Source organism: Synechococcus sp. MIT S9504 (genome assembly GCF_047497135.1).
Lineage (GTDB): Bacteria > Cyanobacteriota > Cyanobacteriia > PCC-6307 > Cyanobiaceae > Synechococcus_C.
In genome coordinates, this window is record NZ_CP138942.1 from 2,263,494 (window position 1) to 2,280,872 (window position 17,379).

The 17,379-nt window shown below is 55.9% G+C and carries 22 protein-coding genes, 1 tRNA gene and 2 pseudogenes; 11 read left to right on the top strand and 14 right to left on the bottom strand.

Annotation, left to right across the window (positions count from 1 at the left end):
• Window positions 1-30 precede the first annotated feature (30 nt).
• The 4 genes from SIB58_RS12605 to psbO form a co-directional block, all read right to left on the bottom strand.
• Window positions 31-684: a bifunctional 4-hydroxy-2-oxoglutarate aldolase/2-dehydro-3-deoxy-phosphogluconate aldolase gene (locus SIB58_RS12605; RefSeq protein WP_066904638.1), complete on the bottom strand. Its 654-nt coding sequence runs from the start codon at window positions 682-684 to the stop codon at window positions 31-33.
• Window positions 659-2,512, bottom strand: a complete 1,854-nt coding sequence (gene ftsH3, locus SIB58_RS12610) for an ATP-dependent zinc metalloprotease FtsH3 (RefSeq protein WP_066904641.1) — start codon at window positions 2,510-2,512, stop codon at window positions 659-661. Before ftsH3 ends, SIB58_RS12605 begins: the two co-directional genes overlap by 26 nt.
• 46 nt (window positions 2,513-2,558) lie before the next feature.
• Window positions 2,559-3,725: a sulfate adenylyltransferase gene (sat, locus tag SIB58_RS12615; RefSeq protein WP_067326365.1), complete on the bottom strand. Its 1,167-nt coding sequence runs from the start codon at window positions 3,723-3,725 to the stop codon at window positions 2,559-2,561.
• A 128-nt stretch (window positions 3,726-3,853) separates the two neighbouring features.
• Window positions 3,854-4,675 carry a photosystem II manganese-stabilizing polypeptide gene (gene psbO / locus SIB58_RS12620; RefSeq protein WP_066905011.1) on the bottom strand — a complete coding sequence of 274 codons (822 nt, stop codon included), beginning with the start codon at window positions 4,673-4,675 and terminating at the stop codon, window positions 3,854-3,856.
• 118 nt (window positions 4,676-4,793) lie between these two features.
• Between psbO and SIB58_RS12625 the strand changes: the two genes are divergently transcribed.
• Window positions 4,794-5,099, top strand: a complete 306-nt coding sequence (locus SIB58_RS12625) for a hypothetical protein (RefSeq protein ID WP_066904645.1) — start codon at window positions 4,794-4,796, stop codon at window positions 5,097-5,099.
• Window positions 5,100-5,116: 17 nt separating this feature from the next.
• Here the strand turns inward: SIB58_RS12625 and coaBC are convergent, their stop codons facing one another.
• Both coaBC and SIB58_RS12635 read right to left on the bottom strand, forming a co-directional pair.
• Window positions 5,117-6,415 carry a bifunctional phosphopantothenoylcysteine decarboxylase/phosphopantothenate--cysteine ligase CoaBC gene (gene coaBC / locus SIB58_RS12630; protein ID WP_067326368.1) on the bottom strand — a complete coding sequence of 433 codons (1,299 nt, stop codon included), beginning with the start codon at window positions 6,413-6,415 and terminating at the stop codon, window positions 5,117-5,119.
• Window positions 6,416-6,419: 4 nt separating this feature from the next.
• Window positions 6,420-6,623, bottom strand: coding sequence for a DUF2555 domain-containing protein (locus SIB58_RS12635; protein ID WP_066905019.1), 204 nt, complete (start codon window positions 6,621-6,623; stop codon window positions 6,420-6,422).
• Window positions 6,624-6,694: 71 nt separating this feature from the next.
• Between SIB58_RS12635 and SIB58_RS12640 the strand changes: the two genes are divergently transcribed.
• The 6 genes from SIB58_RS12640 (at window position 6,695) to SIB58_RS12665 (ending at window position 9,525) form a co-directional block, all read left to right on the top strand.
• Window positions 6,695-6,767: transfer RNA gene (locus SIB58_RS12640), tRNA-Ala, on the top strand.
• Window positions 6,768-6,789: 22 nt separating this feature from the next.
• A complete protein-coding gene (locus SIB58_RS12645) occupies window positions 6,790-6,951 on the top strand; it encodes a PCP reductase family protein (protein WP_066904648.1) in 162 nt (53 codons plus the stop codon).
• A gap of 3 nt (window positions 6,952-6,954) precedes the next feature.
• Window positions 6,955-7,107 carry a hypothetical protein gene (locus SIB58_RS12650; protein ID WP_156486651.1) on the top strand — a complete coding sequence of 51 codons (153 nt, stop codon included), beginning with the start codon at window positions 6,955-6,957 and terminating at the stop codon, window positions 7,105-7,107.
• Window positions 7,108-7,174: 67 nt separating this feature from the next.
• Window positions 7,175-7,375 carry a hypothetical protein gene (locus tag SIB58_RS12655; protein ID WP_006042295.1) on the top strand — a complete coding sequence of 67 codons (201 nt, stop codon included), beginning with the start codon at window positions 7,175-7,177 and terminating at the stop codon, window positions 7,373-7,375.
• 225 nt (window positions 7,376-7,600) lie between these two features.
• The gene (locus SIB58_RS12660) at window positions 7,601-7,942 is read left to right on the top strand and encodes a DUF565 domain-containing protein (protein ID WP_066904650.1); all 342 of its coding nucleotides are present in this window, start codon (window positions 7,601-7,603) and stop codon (window positions 7,940-7,942) included.
• 77 nt (window positions 7,943-8,019) lie between these two features.
• Window positions 8,020-9,525, top strand: coding sequence for an NAD(P)/FAD-dependent oxidoreductase (locus SIB58_RS12665; protein ID WP_066904653.1), 1,506 nt, complete (start codon window positions 8,020-8,022; stop codon window positions 9,523-9,525).
• On the opposite strand, the gene SIB58_RS12670 is transcribed toward SIB58_RS12665, so the two are convergent.
• Together SIB58_RS12670 and SIB58_RS12675 are read right to left on the bottom strand one after the other, a co-directional pair.
• Complete coding sequence (locus tag SIB58_RS12670; protein ID WP_066904655.1) at window positions 9,474-10,514, bottom strand: aspartate carbamoyltransferase catalytic subunit; 1,041 nt, start codon at window positions 10,512-10,514, stop codon at window positions 9,474-9,476. The two genes, SIB58_RS12665 and SIB58_RS12670, sit on opposite strands and share 52 nt — an antisense overlap.
• A gap of 57 nt (window positions 10,515-10,571) precedes the next feature.
• Window positions 10,572-11,195 (bottom strand): DNA-3-methyladenine glycosylase, encoded by a 624-nt coding sequence (locus SIB58_RS12675; RefSeq protein WP_066904658.1) that lies wholly within the window; start codon window positions 11,193-11,195, stop codon window positions 10,572-10,574.
• A 92-nt stretch (window positions 11,196-11,287) separates the two neighbouring features.
• On the opposite strand from SIB58_RS12675, the gene SIB58_RS12680 reads away from it, so the two are divergent.
• The gene (locus SIB58_RS12680) at window positions 11,288-11,548 is read left to right on the top strand and encodes a Nif11-like leader peptide family natural product precursor (RefSeq protein ID WP_066904660.1); all 261 of its coding nucleotides are present in this window, start codon (window positions 11,288-11,290) and stop codon (window positions 11,546-11,548) included.
• A 225-nt stretch (window positions 11,549-11,773) separates the two neighbouring features.
• On the opposite strand, the gene SIB58_RS12685 is transcribed toward SIB58_RS12680, so the two are convergent.
• The 5 genes and pseudogenes from SIB58_RS12685 to SIB58_RS12705 form a co-directional block, all read right to left on the bottom strand.
• The gene (locus tag SIB58_RS12685; protein ID WP_066904662.1) at window positions 11,774-12,559 is read right to left on the bottom strand and encodes a transposase; all 786 of its coding nucleotides are present in this window, start codon (window positions 12,557-12,559) and stop codon (window positions 11,774-11,776) included.
• A 23-nt stretch (window positions 12,560-12,582) separates the two neighbouring features.
• The gene (locus SIB58_RS12690) at window positions 12,583-12,738 is read right to left on the bottom strand and encodes a hypothetical protein (protein ID WP_007099788.1); all 156 of its coding nucleotides are present in this window, start codon (window positions 12,736-12,738) and stop codon (window positions 12,583-12,585) included.
• Between the two features lie 169 nt (window positions 12,739-12,907).
• Window positions 12,908-13,450, bottom strand: coding sequence for a hypothetical protein (locus tag SIB58_RS12695; protein ID WP_067326371.1), 543 nt, complete (start codon window positions 13,448-13,450; stop codon window positions 12,908-12,910).
• 319 nt (window positions 13,451-13,769) lie between these two features.
• Window positions 13,770-14,843 carry a site-specific integrase gene (locus tag SIB58_RS12700; protein ID WP_231856943.1) on the bottom strand — a complete coding sequence of 358 codons (1,074 nt, stop codon included), beginning with the start codon at window positions 14,841-14,843 and terminating at the stop codon, window positions 13,770-13,772.
• A gap of 178 nt (window positions 14,844-15,021) precedes the next feature.
• A pseudogene (locus SIB58_RS12705) lies at window positions 15,022-15,252 on the bottom strand (DNA-3-methyladenine glycosylase); the annotation flags it as partial.
• Window positions 15,253-15,428: 176 nt separating this feature from the next.
• Between SIB58_RS12705 and SIB58_RS12710 the strand changes: the two are divergent.
• The 3 genes from SIB58_RS12710 (at window position 15,429) to SIB58_RS12720 (ending at window position 16,603) form a co-directional block, all read left to right on the top strand.
• Window positions 15,429-15,710, top strand: a complete 282-nt coding sequence (locus tag SIB58_RS12710; RefSeq protein WP_066904666.1) for a Nif11-like leader peptide family natural product precursor — start codon at window positions 15,429-15,431, stop codon at window positions 15,708-15,710.
• 185 nt (window positions 15,711-15,895) lie between these two features.
• A complete protein-coding gene (locus tag SIB58_RS12715; RefSeq protein WP_066904668.1) occupies window positions 15,896-16,153 on the top strand; it encodes a Nif11-like leader peptide family natural product precursor in 258 nt (85 codons plus the stop codon).
• A gap of 198 nt (window positions 16,154-16,351) precedes the next feature.
• On the top strand, window positions 16,352-16,603 hold the full coding sequence (locus tag SIB58_RS12720; protein ID WP_067326372.1) for a Nif11-like leader peptide family natural product precursor: 252 nt from the start codon (window positions 16,352-16,354) through the stop codon (window positions 16,601-16,603).
• Window positions 16,604-17,121: 518 nt separating this feature from the next.
• On the opposite strand, the pseudogene SIB58_RS12725 reads toward SIB58_RS12720, so the two are convergent.
• A pseudogene (locus SIB58_RS12725) lies at window positions 17,122-17,358 on the bottom strand (DNA-3-methyladenine glycosylase); the annotation flags it as partial.
• Between the last annotated feature and the right edge of the window lie 21 nt (window positions 17,359-17,379).

Below are 17,379 nucleotides of genomic sequence, written 5' to 3' on the forward strand. Positions count from 1 at the left end.
TCTGTAGCAGATGGGTCTCATTGCTACCACTCATGCGCCAATCCAGGCGGAAAGGCAAGGATCAAAACCATCGTTTTCGAACACCGTCCGGCCAAGAGCGATGGCGTCATATCCAGCTCCCAGCCAGGAGTAGAGGTCACCGGCACGCAAGCCTCCAGCAGCAATCATGAAGGGAAGATTGCCCATTGGCGCAGCGATCTGTCGATAAAAACCGCGACCCAGCACGCTGGCCGGGAACAACTTCACCAAACGGCAATCCAGATCGCAAGCCTGCCTGATCTCAGAGGGCGTCATCACGCCTGGCACCAACAGAAAATCGAGCTGCCTGGCCTTTTGCTGTAAACCCCTGTCCAACAGCGGCGACATGGCGTAGCTGAATCCCAGCTCAGCCACCTGCTTTAAAGCCGACTGCTGGGTGATCGATGCCGCTCCCAGAGACAAACGCGGATGACGAGACATCGCTGCCATCACCAGATCGGGCCAACGGGGATGCTCAATCCAGGCAATTTCGACGTGCTGAACACCCGCCTCAACCAGCTGATCAAGCTGACGACTCAGGCGGGTGCTTGGAAAGGATGCGTCCAGGTCAGTGCTCTCTGGACGCAAAACAACCAGAAGGGGCTGGATCCGCAGGGAGCGGATCAAACCCTGCTCATGATCAGACGTATTCAGCAATACGGACATCGCTGCGGATCAGCAGTTCTTGGAACTCTTCAGCATCCACAGTTTCCTGGTCCACGAGCATGTCAGCGAGCTCGTCGAGAACGGATCGGTTATCGACAAGAACCTTGGTGGCACGCCTGTAGGCAAGAGCCACGAGATCGGAAACTTCTTCGTCGATAGTGGCCGCAGTGTCTTCCGAGAAGTCGCGTTCAGCAGCGATATCTCGGCCAAGGAACATGCCTCCCTGAGAACGACCAAGAGCCACTGGGCCGAGCTTGTCGCTCATGCCGAAGCGGGTGATCATCTGTCTTGCTGTCGAAGCCACCTGCTGCAGGTCGTTGGAGGCGCCTGTTGTGACTTCATCCTCTCCGTAGACGATCTCTTCAGCGACACGGCCACCCAGCGCAACGGCCATCTGGTTCTGAAGGTAGGTGCGGGAATAAAGGCCTGACTCCATCCGCTCCTCGCTGGGAGTGAAGAAGGTCAGTCCTCCAGCATTTCCACGCGGGATGATCGAGATTTTCTGAACCGGGTCGTAGTCAGGCATCAGAGCACCGACCAAGGCATGGCCAGCCTCGTGGTAGGCGACGAGACGCTTACGACGATCACTCATCACGCTGTCCTTTTTCTCAGGGCCAGCCATGACGCGCTCAATGGCATCACTGATCTCGTCGTTACTGACTTCGCTCAAATCGCGACGGGCCGCAAGGATCGCCGCTTCGTTGAGCAGATTGGACAGGTCAGCACCCGTGTAACCCGGTGTGCGTCGTGCCACCTTGTCGAGATCAACGTCCTTAGAAAGAGTCTTGCCACGGGCATGAACTCCGAGGATCTGTAGACGACCCGCGTAGTCGGGGCGATCCACCGTGACCTGACGGTCGAAACGACCAGGCCTCATCAGAGCAGAGTCGAGGACATCCGGACGGTTGGTGGCCGCCACAATGATGATGCCGGTATTGCCTTCAAAACCATCCATCTCGGTGAGCAGCTGGTTGAGCGTCTGTTCACGCTCATCATTTCCACCACCCATGCCAGCGCCACGCTGACGACCGACCGCGTCAATCTCATCGATGAAGACGATGCAGGGAGCGTTTTTCTTGGCCTGCTCGAACAAATCGCGAACACGACTCGCACCAACGCCGACAAACATCTCGACAAACTCCGAACCGGAGATTGAGAAGAAAGGAACGTTGGCCTCGCCTGCAACAGCTTTGGCCAGAAGCGTCTTACCTGTACCTGGAGGGCCTACAAGAAGCACACCCTTGGGAATCTTGGCCCCGACAGCTGTGAAGCGATCAGGATTCTTGAGAAAGTCGACCACCTCGGTGAGTTCAAGCTTGGCCCCTTCAATGCCTGCAACATCACCGAAGGTGATCTGCGTGGAAGGTTCCATCTGAACACGGGCCTTGCTTTTGCCGAAATTCATGGCGGGATTGCCGCCACCACCGCCCGACTGCGCACGACGGAAGAGGAAGAACAGCCCGCCGAGCAACAACAAGGGGAAGATCAGGCTTGAAGCAGCCTGCTGCCAGGCACCTGGCTGACGCGAAGGCTGAACCGCGATATCAACGTTGTGATCGGTGAGCAGCTTGAGCAGGTCCTTGTCGGGAGCGAGATTCACCTCAGCGCGACGGCCATCGGTCTCGACAACCTGAGCAGTACCACGATCGGGAGAAAGAAGCACACGGCTGACCTGATCTTCCTGGACCCGCTCCACAAAATCGCTGTAACGAAGCGAGCGTGCCTCGGGTTGAGGGCCACCGGCACCACCAAAGAAAGCCGGTGCGATCACAACGATCGCGAGCACTAGGAGGGCCCCAAGCCCAATGTTCCGCCAACGTTTGTTCAAGGGTCTTCCGCCTCTGATGAAGGAATGTTAATAGGAAGCTGAGAGCTCAGGCGGACCGGAGCACATCCACAACGCTTTTGAAGGCGAACCACTCGGGGATCTCTTCACCGCTGCGCAGCATCTTGCGGAACTGAGTGCCGCTCAGCTTCTTCACGTGCAGACCTCTGGCCTCGGCATGTTCAGCAGTGACGTACCCCTCTTCTTCCGTGTAGACGAGGTTGAGAGAGGGCACGGTTTCCATGGTGAGCTCAGGCGCGCATTCCTTGGCAAAGTTCTGAGCGTCATAGGGGCCGTAGAAGTCGTCACCGCTCAAGGACGACTTACAGCCGGCCATGTCGCGTCCAATGATGAAGTGGGTGCAGCCGTAATTACGGCGAATGATCATGTGCTGCAAGGCCTCACGAGGGCCTGCCATGTGCATGGCGTAGGGCAGATAGGCCCAGCGGATCCGCGGGTTTTCCACCTCGGCCGCCAGGCGCTCATAGGTCTGAAAGCGCACAGCACCGGGAATGTCATCCTGCTGGGTGGGACCACAGGTTGGATGCACTAGCACCACAGCGTTCTCACTGACATTGCTGGCATGCAGAGCTCGGGTGAACAGCTCGTAATGGGCTCTATGGATGGGATTGCGGCACTGGAAAGCCACAACGTCTTCGCCTTCAGGCAGACCTGCGCGAACTTCAGCTGGGGTCTTGCAGGGGAACACGCGCGAAGGCAGTTCCAGGCCCTGAATCAGACCACCAAGGTAGAAACGGCGGCGCTCGGTGGCGATCATGCGCACAGCGGGATGTTCCAGCGACGTGGTGCCGTAGCAGCCCTTGGCCTCAATCACCTTGTCTGGCTCCCACTTGTCCTCAACGGTGAGCACCGCGAGATCCTGACCCTTGTAGGTGAGCAGAATCTTCTGCCCCAGCGTGATGTCCTCACGGTCGGTGTCCATCACAATCGGCAGTCCGAACAGATAACCCGTTGTGGTGCGATTGCCTGCCACCACGGCGTCGTAATCGGCCTGGAGCATGAAGCCCCTTTCAGGGGAGAAGCCACCGACCACCAGCAGCTCCACATCACAGGCATTGCGGTCGGAGCACTCGATGCTGCTCACGGCTGAGGCCTTCACAGCGGCTTTGTCACCCTCAGGCACCATCAAATCCACAAGGGTGCCGCCATAGGGAGCGATCACACCGGTCTGAGAGGAAGGGGAGCTGGCGGTCATGACAGGCCGGAGTGGATTGGGAAGACGGCGCGATTCTCCCAGACGACAGCCGGCGGCTTCAGCGAAAAGGGTTCACAACAAAAAAGGGGCCGAAGCCCCTTGTTGCTGATCGAAGTGTGTTGAAGGAATCAGGCTTCCTCAAGCTGGCCGTAGAGCTCCCCAGTGATCTTGACGTCCACAGTTTGTCGACTGCCCATATCAGAGTCTGAGGGCTGGATAGCGGTGAAAACCCCTGCGAATTCACCCGTGGAAGGATCAACACGAGTGATCGACAGGCTCATCACACCCTGTCCGTCGATGTACTGCTTCTTGTTCTCTTGCTCGAGCTCCTGGTAATCACCACCCAGACCGATCAGACCCTGCGGGTAGTCCACACCGGTTGTGAGTGAACGTCCTTTGGGGTCAATGAAGTTGCTGGTGCGGTAGCTCGGCGTGCGGTACTCGCCTTCAAAGTCTGTGCTGGTGGTGATGGCTGCACCTTCAGCCTCGGCCTTCAGGTTTTTGCTGGAGAACGTGAAAGGGAACTCCTCACCGCCTGGAACCAGAACGGTGATGGCCTGGAAGTCAATGCCACCCTCCTCAGTGAAGGAAAGGCCTTTCTCACCCACAACGAGGTCTCCGTAGACCTGGTCAAGACTGGAGGTGTAACGGGTGAGGATCTTGCCCTCAATGAACTGGGCTTCCTGACGCTTGTTGGCAGGCTCACCCTTCACGAAGACCTGACTGGGGTGCATGCAGATGGCACTCAGCTGATAGTCATTTCCGGGGGTGAGCGGAATGGAGCCTCGGGCGGATTCAGGGAGCGTGGGGCAATCATTCGCCTTGCCGGTGTTACGGATGTCGTCGTACGTGATGTTCGAACGATCAACAGCCTGAGCATCTCCGCTGCAGGCAGTGACGAAGGTCAGACAGAAAGCCAGCACAAGGGCCAGCAGAGGACGGATGCGCATGGAGGAGAAGCCGAAACGCCGGCTGTTGACGATGTCCACCGGACAGGCGGATCCTACAGGTGTCAAACGGTCGCACCGGCTAGCCTTTTGCACGTCTCAACAAGGTGAAGTGTTCTCGATGCAGCACGACGGCCGAGAAACCATCCAGGAGAAGCTGAAGCCGGCGCTGAAAACACTCCGAGAACTATCGGAACTGCATCGAGACGATCCCGAGTCTCTACTGGTGCTCCTGCGTGATCTGGAAGCCCTGCACAGAGACATTCAGGAAGATGCCTTTCGCGAAAGCCTTCCAGAAGACCGCCAAAAGCTGTTCGCTCTGCTCAAAACGATGGAACGCAGCGGCGGCTGGCCCTATATCCCGCGCCTTCAACTGCGCACGTTCATCGATCTGCTGCAGCAAGATCCTGCCGATATGGCTGCCTGATCAAGACAACTGCCTGATCAAGACGGCCGCCTGACCAAGCCGGCTGACTGATTCAAGTCGTCGGAAGTGATCTCCAACAGTCGATCCAGCAATCGGTGGGACAACGCGAGCTTGTCTTCGAGGGGGCAGATCTGATGATGATCGCCTGGACCCAGAAGCCAGCCGGCGTTCTGATCACTGTCGAGCCCCTGACCCGGACGATCGACGGGATTGACCATCAGCAGGTCACAGCCCTTGGCTTGGAGCTTTCGGCGGCCAAGCTCAAGCAGTTGCTCGTCGGATCCCGTCAGAGCGGCAAATCCCAAAACAGACTGCCCCTTGGGACGCCTCCTCACCAGCGCCTGAAGCAGATCTGGCGCCAGTTCCCAACCAGCCTCAATCGAGCCAATCAGCTGGTCTTTCGGCAGCTTCTCAACATCAGCAGAACAGGTCCGGCGCAAATCGGCCACAGCCGCGCACATCAACACCGCATGCGCTTGCGGCTGCAGTTGTTGGAGCGTGTTGTCCATAGCAGCACTTCCGACCACAGGATGACAGCGCAAACCTTCCAGCCAGGACGGGGGAACCTGCAGCGGGCCATGCACCAAATCGACGGTGGCACCTCGCAGATGAGCGGCCTGGGCCAGCAGAACACCCATGCGGCCGCTGCTGCGGTTGGAGAAGACGCGGACACAGTCCAAAGCTTCCAGAGTGGGACCGGCGCTGACCAGCACATGCCTGCCACGCCAGTCGGATTTGAGCAGGCCCTCAGCATCGGCTTGCAACAGGGCGCTGGCGGCGGCCAACTCAATCCTGACGGGGTCTGCCATGCGTCCCGTGCCGAGTCGGTCACAGGCGAGCAGACCGCTCTCAGGCGCCAGGGGCAGCACGCGAGGGTCGTCAACCAGAAAGCCCCAGTTGCGCTGCACGGCTGGATGCTTCCACATGGCTGTATTCATCGCTGGCGCCGCCAGAACTGGGCACTCACAAGCCAGCAGAAGACTGGCCAAAAGTCCTTCGCCATCGCCCTGAACCCAGCGGGAGAGTGATGTCGCACTGAGCGGCGCCACCACCACGAGGTCCGCCCATTCGGCCAACTCGATATGCAGTGGTCGCGGGCGCGTAGAATCCCACTGGTCAGCGTCCTGCAGGCAGGGTTCACGACTGAGCGTTGCCAGAGCCACTGGGCTCACCAAGCGGGCTGCACTGGCGGTGAGCACACAGCGGACCTGAGCCCCTGCCTGCACAAGGGCACTGACCAGCAGCGGAGTCTTGACAGCAGCAATGCTTCCCGAGGCAGCCACCAGCACCCGTCGTCCCTTCAGCAGCGCCGGCATTGGCTCAGTCCTCGTCGAAGGGTTCCTGATCGATCAGATGGGCGTATGGAGCGGTGAGTTCCGGTCGATGAATGGCAAGGGCTCTCAACAGATGCCAGTCACTCAGGCCCTCAAATGGAGTTGGGTAGTCGTCGTACTCCAGACGGCGAGCCAGCGTCGCAACGGATGCCTCATCAAAAGAAGCCAGTCGCTCCGGAGTGATCAGCATGCAGGCACGAAGCACTGATGTTCATTTTGCCTTCGAGTGCGTTTGAAAACCGGCGCTAAGTTGCCCAGCCCGGGGAATTAGCTCAGCTGGTAGAGCGCTGCGATCGCACCGCAGAGGTCAGGGGTTCGAATCCCCTATTCTCCATCGAGTTCGTGAGAGATCAAGGTTGAACTGGAGTGCTGAAGCAGAACAGTCGCTCAAGGAAGTTCCCTTCTTCGTGCGGCCGGCCGTTCGCCGCAGAATCGAATCAATGGCCCAGGAGTGCCAACTTGAATGCATCGATTCAACGTTCTACGCCGAAGCCAGGGCGAAGTTTGCAAAGAGTTGAACCATGATCAGGCCCACGCTTGGCTACCGGTACGCGATCAGGTCTTCGCTGCTGATCGCCCTCGGCGTTACGAGCTGTCTTTCAGTGCTCGTCAGACCTTCCGCTCTTTTGACCTACGGGCTGATTCTTCTGGCAGGTGGCCTTTCCCGCCGCTGATTAACGCTGATTAAGAGCGTTTCATTCAGGCCATGCGGTAAAAGAGAGGCTGAGAAAGCCACGATTGATGTCTCAGTCGAAACGGGAACAGGTAGTGAGCCATCTGCGCTACATCCGCCAGGAACTGCGGGAAATGCATCAGGGCGTTATGGAAGACGGTCTGCTGCCTGAAGCTGGTGAGGTACGGGGAGTGATGGCCCAAATGGAAGCGCTACTTGAACTTCTCGAAGGCAAAAGCTCTCGCAAAGCAAAAGCTGAATCCGACTAATCCTGAAGCCTGCTCTTGCCAAGCAGCGTTGTTCAGGCTTTTCTTTGGGAGTGATCAGCCGCTGAACCGGACAATTTCAGGCTTTTTGCATCAAAAGCCTCAATATGTAGCGGTTGATAGAGGCATTAACCCCACAAATGGTGTATACATTGGACGGCAGGGTTCGGGCCGGGTGATGGGGATCATCGGTTGTTGTCCCTGCCTCTCTTTTGAGAGGTCGTCAAGTTGACAGCGCGTCTCCAAACAACACGCCTGCAGCGAACGATTGGAGAAGCCACGACCAGGCTCGACCTTTGGGCGACCAATCCGTGGAGACGCTTTTCACTCCTGCTGATCGCCCTGACAGGAAGTTTCATGATCGGCAACGGCGTTGCTTCCGTCTCCGGTGCTCTCAATCTGATGGATCCTGTGGCTGCGATGCTCAGCGTGGGGCTGATGGAAGTGATGGTGCGGGTGAGAAGACACTGGGCCAAAGATCGGGGCAGTCATCTAGGCCGACAATTGCTCGACATGACGCGATTTGGACTGCTTTACGGCCTGCTCCTGGAAGGATTCAAGTTGCTTTAACCAGCTCATGTTGTTGAAAGCGCAGACAAAACCCTTCGGCATCCATACGCTGAATTGAGATTGTCAACCTTGCATCCATGGCTGGAGAGCATTACTTCCTCGAGCTGGATCCACCTGAAGAGCGTCTGCGACACGCTCCCCACGTCGTCATCGTGGGCGGAGGATTTGCAGGTGTGCGTGCCTGCAAGGCGCTGGCCAAGGCAGACGTTCGCATCACCCTGATCGACAAACGCAACTTCAATCTGTTCCAACCTCTGCTTTATCAGGTTGCAACAGGATTGGTTTCCAGTGGTGATGTGGCGACTCCGCTGCGCCAGCTGGTTGGACGCCAAAGCAATGTGCAGGTCCTGCTTGGTGAAGTCACCGAAATCAAGGCGGAAGACAAGCAGATCATCTTCAGCGGCAAGGCTTACAGCTACGACCACCTGGTTCTGGCAACAGGATCCGGCAGCACCTTCTTCGGCCACGAAGAGTGGCGGACCTTTGCCCCGCCAATGAAGATCCTGGAGCACGCCGAGGAGATCCGACGGCGGCTGCTGATGGCCATGGAGCAGGCCGAACAGACCCCTGATCCTGAGGCACGTCGCTTTCTGCAGACCGTTGTGATTGTTGGAGGAGGGCCCTCAGGATGCGAAATGGCAGGAGCAGCTTCCGAGCTGATGCGCAATGCCATGCGCAAGGAATTCCGCCAGCTGAATCCGGAGGAGACCAGGATCGTGCTTGTCGATCCAGGCGACCGCGTACTCAGAGCCATGCCGGAAGAACTCTCTGAGGCTGCTCAGAAATCCCTGTCGGCTCTTGGCGTGGAGTTTCTGTTCAAAGGACGTGTGCAGAGCATGCAACCCGGTGAAGCGATTGTGGGAACACCGGATGGTGAGCGCCGGCTGCAGGCAGCCACCGTGATCTGGACCGCTGGCGTACGTCCCTCACATCTGGGCCGCAAGCTGGCGGATTCGGTTGGCTGCGAAACGGACCGAGGCGGCCGCGTGATTGTGGAGCCTGACTTCTCAGTCAAGGGGCATCCCGAAATCCGGGTGGTGGGCGACCTCTGCTGCTACAAGCACACCCGAGACGGAAATCAGCTGCCCGGCATGGCAGGGCCGGCCACCCAGGCCGGGGGCTTCGTTGGCAAGGACATTGCCGCGATTGTGGCCGGCGGATCGCGTCCGAACTTCAGCTGGTTTGATTTCGGCAGCATGGCCGTACTGGATCGCGTCGACGCGGTCGCTGACTTGCGTGGCTTCAAGTTCAAAGGCGGTCTTGGCTGGCTGCTGTGGGCCGCTGCACACCTCGCCTTCATGCCCAATGATGAAAATCGCTTCTCATTGCTGGTGAAATGGATCTTTGCGGTGGTCTCTCAGGCCAGAGCATCGATGCTGCTCACGGGCATGCCAAGTCAGCACATGGGCTTGGATTCGCCTGATGCTGCCTTCCCGATGGCACCAGGGGCCGGTCCCTCCATCTCCGAACCTGGAGCAGCGCTGCGAGCGGCAATGGACTACTACTCCAATCAGGTTTCCGGCCTTGCGCCTCAACCCAAAGGAGGTGAGTCCACAGAGGATTCAGCCGCTGCCATCAAATAAAGCAAGGCCATCCTGATCGGGATGCCATTGCTCACCTGACTCTCCACCAGGTTTGAGCTGAGGTCATCGAGCAGAGCGCCACTCATCTCAATCCCCCGGTTCACCGGGCCGGGGTGCAGCACCGGAATCGAGGCACCACATCGAGCCAAGCGCTCGTGGCTGAGACCGTAGTCACGGTGATAGCGATACAGATCGGTGAGCATCTGCTGCCGCATCCGTTCCTTCTGAAGTCGGAGTGTCATCACCGCATCGGCTCCGGACAGGGCCTCATCCAGATCACGGCAGATGGTCAGCGATCCCCGCTGCGCTACAGGATCCATGGTCTGGCCAGGGGGAGGCTCAGCCAAAAAGTCGGCGAAAGCATCCGGAACCAGCGTGGGCGGACCACACAGCACGACATCGGCGCCGCAGGCACTCAGGGCCCAGAGGTTGGAGCGGGCCACACGTGAATGCAGGATGTCACCCACGATCAGGACACGCCGACCCTGCAAAGCCTCTGGCAGAGGATTGGCGGGATCAAAGTGATAGGCCAGGGTGTAGAGATCGAGCAGTCCCTGGCTTGGATGGCTGTGCAGGCCATCACCGGCATTGAGGATCACAGTGCGTTCACCGGTGCGTTCCAGTGCGTCTGCCAGCTGGCGCGGCACACCGGTGCAGCGGTGACGCACCACCAGCATGTCGGCGCCCATCGCCACATAGGTGCGTGCGGTATCCAACAGTGATTCCCCCTTGCTGAGCGAACTGCTGGAAGGCGAAAAACTGGAGACGTCTGCCGAGAGACGCTTGGCCGCCAGCTCGAAACTGCTGCGAGTGCGCGTGCTGGGCTCGAAAAACAGGGTGGCCACCAAGCGTCCCTGCAACGCCGGCAGCCGACGGGCACCCGTAACCGGCATCGACCGGAAACGATGAGCCAACTCCAACACAGTCGCGAAGTCTTCTCGGGAAAAAGCCGCGAGATCCAGAATGTGTCGGTGTGTCCAGGCGCTCAACTGGGCGGCGGCTCACTGCTCTCAACCGTAGAGGCACACCGTGCATCCACCCAAGGATCAACGGGGCTGAAACGCAGCGTCAGGCTTCGGGGAGCGATCCCCGCGAGCGCGTTTGCTGACACTTCGGCTGGTCTTCAGGTACCAGCGCAGAGGCAGATCTTCGCCCTGACTGATCCCGATCCGGGTGGTGGTGACCAAAGCAGGGTGGATCAGCTCGACCGGGCGGGGTGCAATCCAGAGGTCACCGTCACCGCAGACCGACAGGGCATCACAACCGCGATCGATCCCGAACCGTCGGGCCAGCAAACCCGGCCCTGCCGCGATCCGTTCAGGCTCATCAGGCAATGCCACAGCACGCAGCAACACGCCATTGGCCCATTCAGGGCGGTCGGTCACCACATTCACGCAGTGGTGGATGCCATAGCTCACATACACATAAAACCGCCCTGGCTCTCCAAACAGGGTTTCGTTCTGCGGTGAGCGACGCCGGTAACCGTGACAGGCAGGTTCATCCTGTGAATACGCCTCCGTCTCCACAATCACGCCCCACAGCAAACCTCCATCCGCTTGGCGTTTCACCAACCTGCAGCCCACCAAGTCAGGTCCCACCACTTCTGCGGGACGGCAGAAGAAGGATTGAGGTAGTGCTGGGAAATCCTTGGCGATGGAAGTGGTGGCTATGGGAGTGGCTGGAGCGACAAACCTTCTTCACCCAAGTCTGACAACGCTGCTTGAAGAAGAGACAATGAAATCAACAAAGCCCTTTCTCTCAGATGTCAGAAGAGCAACTCAAAGCCTTCTTGGAAAAAGTCAAAGCTGACACCAGCCTGCAGGAGAAGCTCAAAGCAGCTGCTGATACTGATGCTGTGGTTTCTATTGCCAAGGAAGCAGGATTTAGCATCTCTGCTGATGACTTGAAGAACGCTCAATCAGAGATTTCTGAGGAGGAGTTAGAAAGCGCGGCTGGAGGGGCTGAAGGTGGTTGGTGCCAACTGTTTCCGGTGCCAACTGCCTGTCAAGTCACCTGGAACTGAGCCGGAGGAGCCTACACACCCGCGAAAGCCCCTGCATTGACAGGGGTTTTTTATTGCTTCAATGGTCTGACTGACCCCATAAATCAGCCTTCAATACCTGGCACCATCACCAACTAAACACTCAAGACTTTCACCGGACCAGTTGCCTAATCAATCCGCAAGAAAATTCAAGGCAGGGCAAATAAAGTCTCAGCATTCTGTTGCCCTACTTCTACCCTTATCCCCTCAACACAACTGCCAAATACTTCGCTCCCTGTCGCCATCTCGGATGCCATTCGCCCGTCTAAATCTCACTGCTACTTGATGCCACTCCTCTGGAATTTGATTGAGACGCACATCAAATACAAACGGCAGTTGCTGTTGCCCTGGCGAGACACGCTTTCTCTTGCTTCTACTGCTCCCAACCAATCGCTTCAGCATCCTTGAGCCCCAATGGCACTTCGCTCCTCCCTTGGCGTGATGGCGATACTTCTGGCAGAACCGCTCATAGCGCCTGGAGCATCCCTTGAGGCTTGATGCCAGTTGCAGAAAACTGGGGTGCCATTCGCTGATGCCATCACACGCCAACCTGCCGTAGTGCCCGTAGTTGGAATAGGGGTCATAAAACCCCTGCCGCACTCCAGCTGCTTTCGGGTTGGCGTGGATATACCGCAAGGTATTCAGCACTCGTCTGTGGTCTTTAACTGCGATGGCAGTGGCGTAATACCTCGCTTCCCAGAAGTGCCCGCAACGACCACTCAAGCGGTTGAGTGCCATTGCTGAATACCAGCCAAACCAGTGCATCAGCTTTGGCAATTCACTTGCATCATCAGGACGCAGAAGCAAATGCAGGTGATTTGCCATCAGGCACACGGCATACAACCTATGGCGCACCTTGGCTTGTGCCTTGGCGAGCACTGCTAGCAGCACATCCCGCCTCAATCCTTTGGCAATCAAAAACTGAAGGCTGTTGCACCTCAAGGTGATGTGAAACGAATAGCCCTGAGGCAGATGGCGTGGTGAGCGTGACATTGCGGCTGCTCAGGCTGACACTTTCAACTTGATGCTCTGCCCTTAGCGGTCTTGGCATATTCCTGCTGGATTTGACTCACCAGAAAACCTTGGATGTCTCTATACGCCCGATTGACCTTCTGCACCTCCACCAGCATTGCTGCCTCCACATCAGGTAGGCGAATGGTGATGGTCTTCATTTGACGAGCTCTTGGGTTTCCACTGGCTCCAATCGCTCCAGCTTTTCTGCAATCGCCTCCCTACAGAAGGCTGAAATATTCAGGCAACGGCTTCTCTTTAGGAGCAGAAGTGCCTGATGCAGTTGCTGGGCGTCACCTTCTGGGTAAGTGATGGTGAATTGATTTCTTCTCATTGCTTTCTTGCTGATAGGTCGCTGTTGAATGGGTCAAGGGCAATCAGCTCCAAACTCGTCTGTTTGCCCAAATAACTGCTGATGCGTTTGTAGTCATCATCCTGTTGGTTGATGCGTTGAATATCAATGGATTTCCACTTAGACAACGCTTTGACCTTATGGGGCAATCGCTTGTGGAATAAGACTTCCATCTCAACTTGAGTATTTAGCCTTACTGGCAACTTTTCTGCAATCAGATGGGTATGAAACTGACCCGTGCCCTGATGGCTGGTTTCGTGAAAAAACAACATCCTTGGATACGGATATTCACCAGCACCCTTGATGCTCTTATCACGGCTCTTATAAATGATGCGATGCAGTTTTCGCTTGAGGTCGGCAACATCTTGGAGCAACTCATCTTCTTTGCTGTGGTGGTCTCGGTAGTGAAAGCTAATAAACCACCAAGGGTTGATACCTTGGAGCTCACCTGTGATGAGGCGTTTGACATTCCGCTTCAGATTGTGGGCTTGCTTTCGCTCTTCTTGTTGTATTGATTTCATTTGAGTTTCTCCTGTTTCTTCTCACTCAGAGACACCTGACACCAATCCCTTGGCATCCAGCACATCTCTTCTGTTGTATTGCTAGCAGCGGTCGCTTCTCAATCCACCGAGCAAGCACTGCAGGCGATAGTATTTATACAAGTTGTTGTTTTTACAGGGTCTCTCGCCGACGATTGACCAACACTCCAATCTCCGCAGGCAAAGACAACGAAAGCAATACATCACGCAGGCTTATTTTTATTACTATTTCCCCAGCACTTCAAGCACTGACGCACCCACTTTTATAGCTTTGAAATAAGCATCCTTTTTAGTTTTCTTTTCAAGCTATCTGCCAGCTCGGCATCTTCAATCTGCCTGTTGGTTTGGAATAAGTATCCAGCAGCATCTTGGTGGAATGACCTGCTGCCGCTGCCAAATCAGCAGGGGAGTTTCCCATCGCTAAAGCGTGAGACAGGAAGCTATGACGCTGGGCGTAAAGGCGGCGGGGCTTCAAGCCACAACGCTCAAGCGACCGCTTCCACACACGACCCACCAGGTGGTCGTAGATGTTCGTGTGGCTGGTAGGGGTTACAAACACCAGCCCATACGGGTCATCAATCCCCAGCAGCTCCATCTCAGCCTTGTGCTGCCTCAACACCTCCAGCACCTGGGGCATCAGCGGGACCACACGCTCCTTACCTGTCTTCGTCGTTGCCCAGCTGTGATGACCTGATGAATAGCCATCACGCCGCAAGCTCTTACAAACCAGCACCTCACCTTCTTCCCAGCGAATGCAATCCCAGGTCAATCCCCTGATTTCTGCATTGCGCATCCCTGTGCTGAGCCACAGCAGAAACAGCGGGTAATACCAGCTCTCATTGCTCTCCAAATCAGCAAGCACTGACTGGATTTCATCCACGCTCAACACATCGCTCTGGACTGAGCGCCGCTGCCACTTGAGCTTGTGAGAAAAGAGATGGCGATTGCCTCCACTGCACTGGCGGTAATGGGTCATCAACCCAGCAATCGTGCAGTCGCTCAATCCACGCTTCTCTCTCAACCAGCGCAGAAACTCCTCTGCTTCACTGCGATTGCGGATGGGTTTTCCATATCGCTCCAGCAGCTTATGGGCGTGGATTGCAGCAGCCTGGCGTTTGCTCTCTGCCCTCACCTTCAGCGCCTCCAGCAGTGCCACCTGCTTGCCACCTATCAGCGGTTGATATGCCATCAGGCTGCGGTCAAAGCTGCCCTGCTGGTAATCACTCCAAATCTGGGCGCTGATGGCGTGGGCTTTAGCAACTGCCACTGGGTCGCTCCAGCGTCCCAGGCGATTGATAAACGCATCCTTGCCATCAATCCGCACCCTCACCTGGAGCGTGCCGTTGTTGTTGCGGAGCGATGGCGGCTTGAGCAAGGTGCTGGATTGCTGCTGACACCAGGGCTACGGCTGCACCACTGATTTATCCATCAACCCCACCAGAGCTTGTAGCCCTACTTAGCCGTTGAGCATCTGCAATCAAGAACAATCACTCAAATCAGCTGCAGTGGCTTGAACCTTGGCTGACTGACCTAGAGCAAACTTTCAAAAATCAAGCCCAGCCTGAGCTGCTTGAGCTCACGGCTCGATTCACGCAGTGGTGGATGCCATAGCTCAGATACACATAAAACCGCCCTGGCTCGCCAAACAGGGTTTCGTTCTGCGGTGAGCGGCGCCGGTAGCCGTGACAGGCAGGTTCATCCTGTGAATACGACTCGGTTTCCACAATCACGCCCCAGAGCAAACCGCCATTGCTCTGGCGTTTCACCAACCTGCAGCCCACCATCTCAGGTCCAACAACTTCTGCAGGGCGGCAGAAGAAGGATTTGGGTAGAGCTGGGAAATCCTTGGCGATGCGCTGGGTGGCTATGGGCGTGGCTGGAGCGACAAACCTTCTTCACCCAAGTCTGACAACGCTGCTTGAAGAAGAGACAATGAAATCAACAAAGCCCTTTCTCTCAGATGTCAGAAGAGCAACTCAAAGCCTTCTTGGAAAAAGTCAAAGCTGACACCAGCCTGCAGGAAAAACTCAAAGCCGCAGCTGATGTTGATGCTGTTCTTGCGATTGCGAAAGAGGCTGGTTTTATGATTTCTGCTGAAGACTTGAAGAACGCTCAAGTCACAGAGCTTTCAGATGAGGAATTGGAGGGCGCAGCTGGAGGGGATTCTGGAGGGGATTACCTGTCTTATGCAGGCTGCGACACTGGGAGATGTGGCGCCTGTAGCTGGGGCTGCCCAGGGTAATAGGTGGGGGCATCTGCGGATAGCCTACACACCCGCGAAAGCCCCAAGGGGGTTTTTTATTGCTTCAATCACTCCAAAAAGACCATCAATCAGCCTCCAATACCTGGCACGATTGAGTGCGTTAAGTATTAGCTAAAGGCACTGCAGCGGACCATTGCTATAACCGTTAAAGACTCCTGAAACCTATGTCAGAAGAGCAACTCAAAGCCTTCTTAGAAAAGGTTAAATCCGATACCAGCCTTCAGGAGAAACTCAAAGCCGCAGCTGATTCAGGCGCAGTTCTTGCGATTGCGAAAGAAGCAGGTTTTAGTATTTCTGCTGAAGACCTAACTAAGGCTCAATCAGAGATGTCTGAAGAGGAGTTAGAGAACAACGCAGCTGGTGGGTTGGATGCTTTAAAACAATGTAATTTCACCGGAACTTGTTGGGATACGCTCTTATGACAATAAGACTATAAATAAACTTTTATACGATAATCTATCCATCAAAGCTCCTGCAGCGACAAGTGCTTTTTATTGCTTGTAAAGCCTGACTAACACCATCAATCAGCCTTCAATACCTGGCACAATTGAGCGCTGTTAATATTAGCCAAAGACACTGCAGCAGACCATTGCTATGACTGCTGAAAAGACCTCATACCCATGTCAGAAGAACAGCTCAAAGCATTTATTGAGAAGGTCCAGGGAGACGAAAGTTTGCAAGAGAAGCTAAAAGCAGCAGCTAATCCTGATGCTGTGGTTTCTATTGCGAAAGAGGCGGGATTTATGATTTCTGCTGACGACTTGAAGGAGGTATCTGAGATTTCTGAGGAGGAGTTAGAAGGCGCGGCTGGAGGTAGTGACACAAATTGGATAACGGAGGTAAGTAAGTGCCCTTGGTGGAGGAGGAGTTAGAAAGCGCGGCTGGAGGACGGAGAGAACACTGACAGACCCGAGTTGTTAAAAGCCTACTCATTGCAAAGCCCTAAGGGGTTTTTTATTGCTTCAATCAACCCAAACAGCCCACAAATCAGCCTTCAATACCTGGCACCGTTACCCACAAAATAGCCAAAGCGTTCACCCGCCCAGTCGCCTAATCCTTGCACACAAAAACGCAAGGCAGAGCAAATAACGCCTCCACATTCTTTAGCCCTACATTTACTCATATCTGCTCAACATAACTGCCAAACCCTTCGTTCCCTATCACCATCTTGGATGCAATTCGCTTTGCGAAGCCTCACCGCAAGCTGATGCAACTCCTATGGGATTTGATTGAGCCAAACATCAAATGCAAATGGGAGTTACTGCTGTCCTGGTGAGACCCGTCACTTCTTGCTTCTGCGACCACCTCTTGCCTCAACCAATCACTTCAGCATCCTTGAGCACCAATGGCACTTAGCTACTCGCTTGGCGTGATGGCGATACTTATGGCAAAAGCGCCCTGACTCGCCAAACAGCGACTCGGTTTGCGCTGAGCGGCGCCGGTAGCCGTGACAGACTGGTTCATGCTGTGAATACGCCTCGGTTTCCACAATCACGTCCCAAAGCAGGCTTCCATCGCTCTGGCGTTTCACCAACCTGCAGCCCTCCAAGTCAGGTCCCACCAGCTCGGCAGGGCGACAAAAGAACAGCAGAGGGACAGCGAGTAGACCCTTAGTGACTATGAGAATATCTACAAATTTATACTAAAA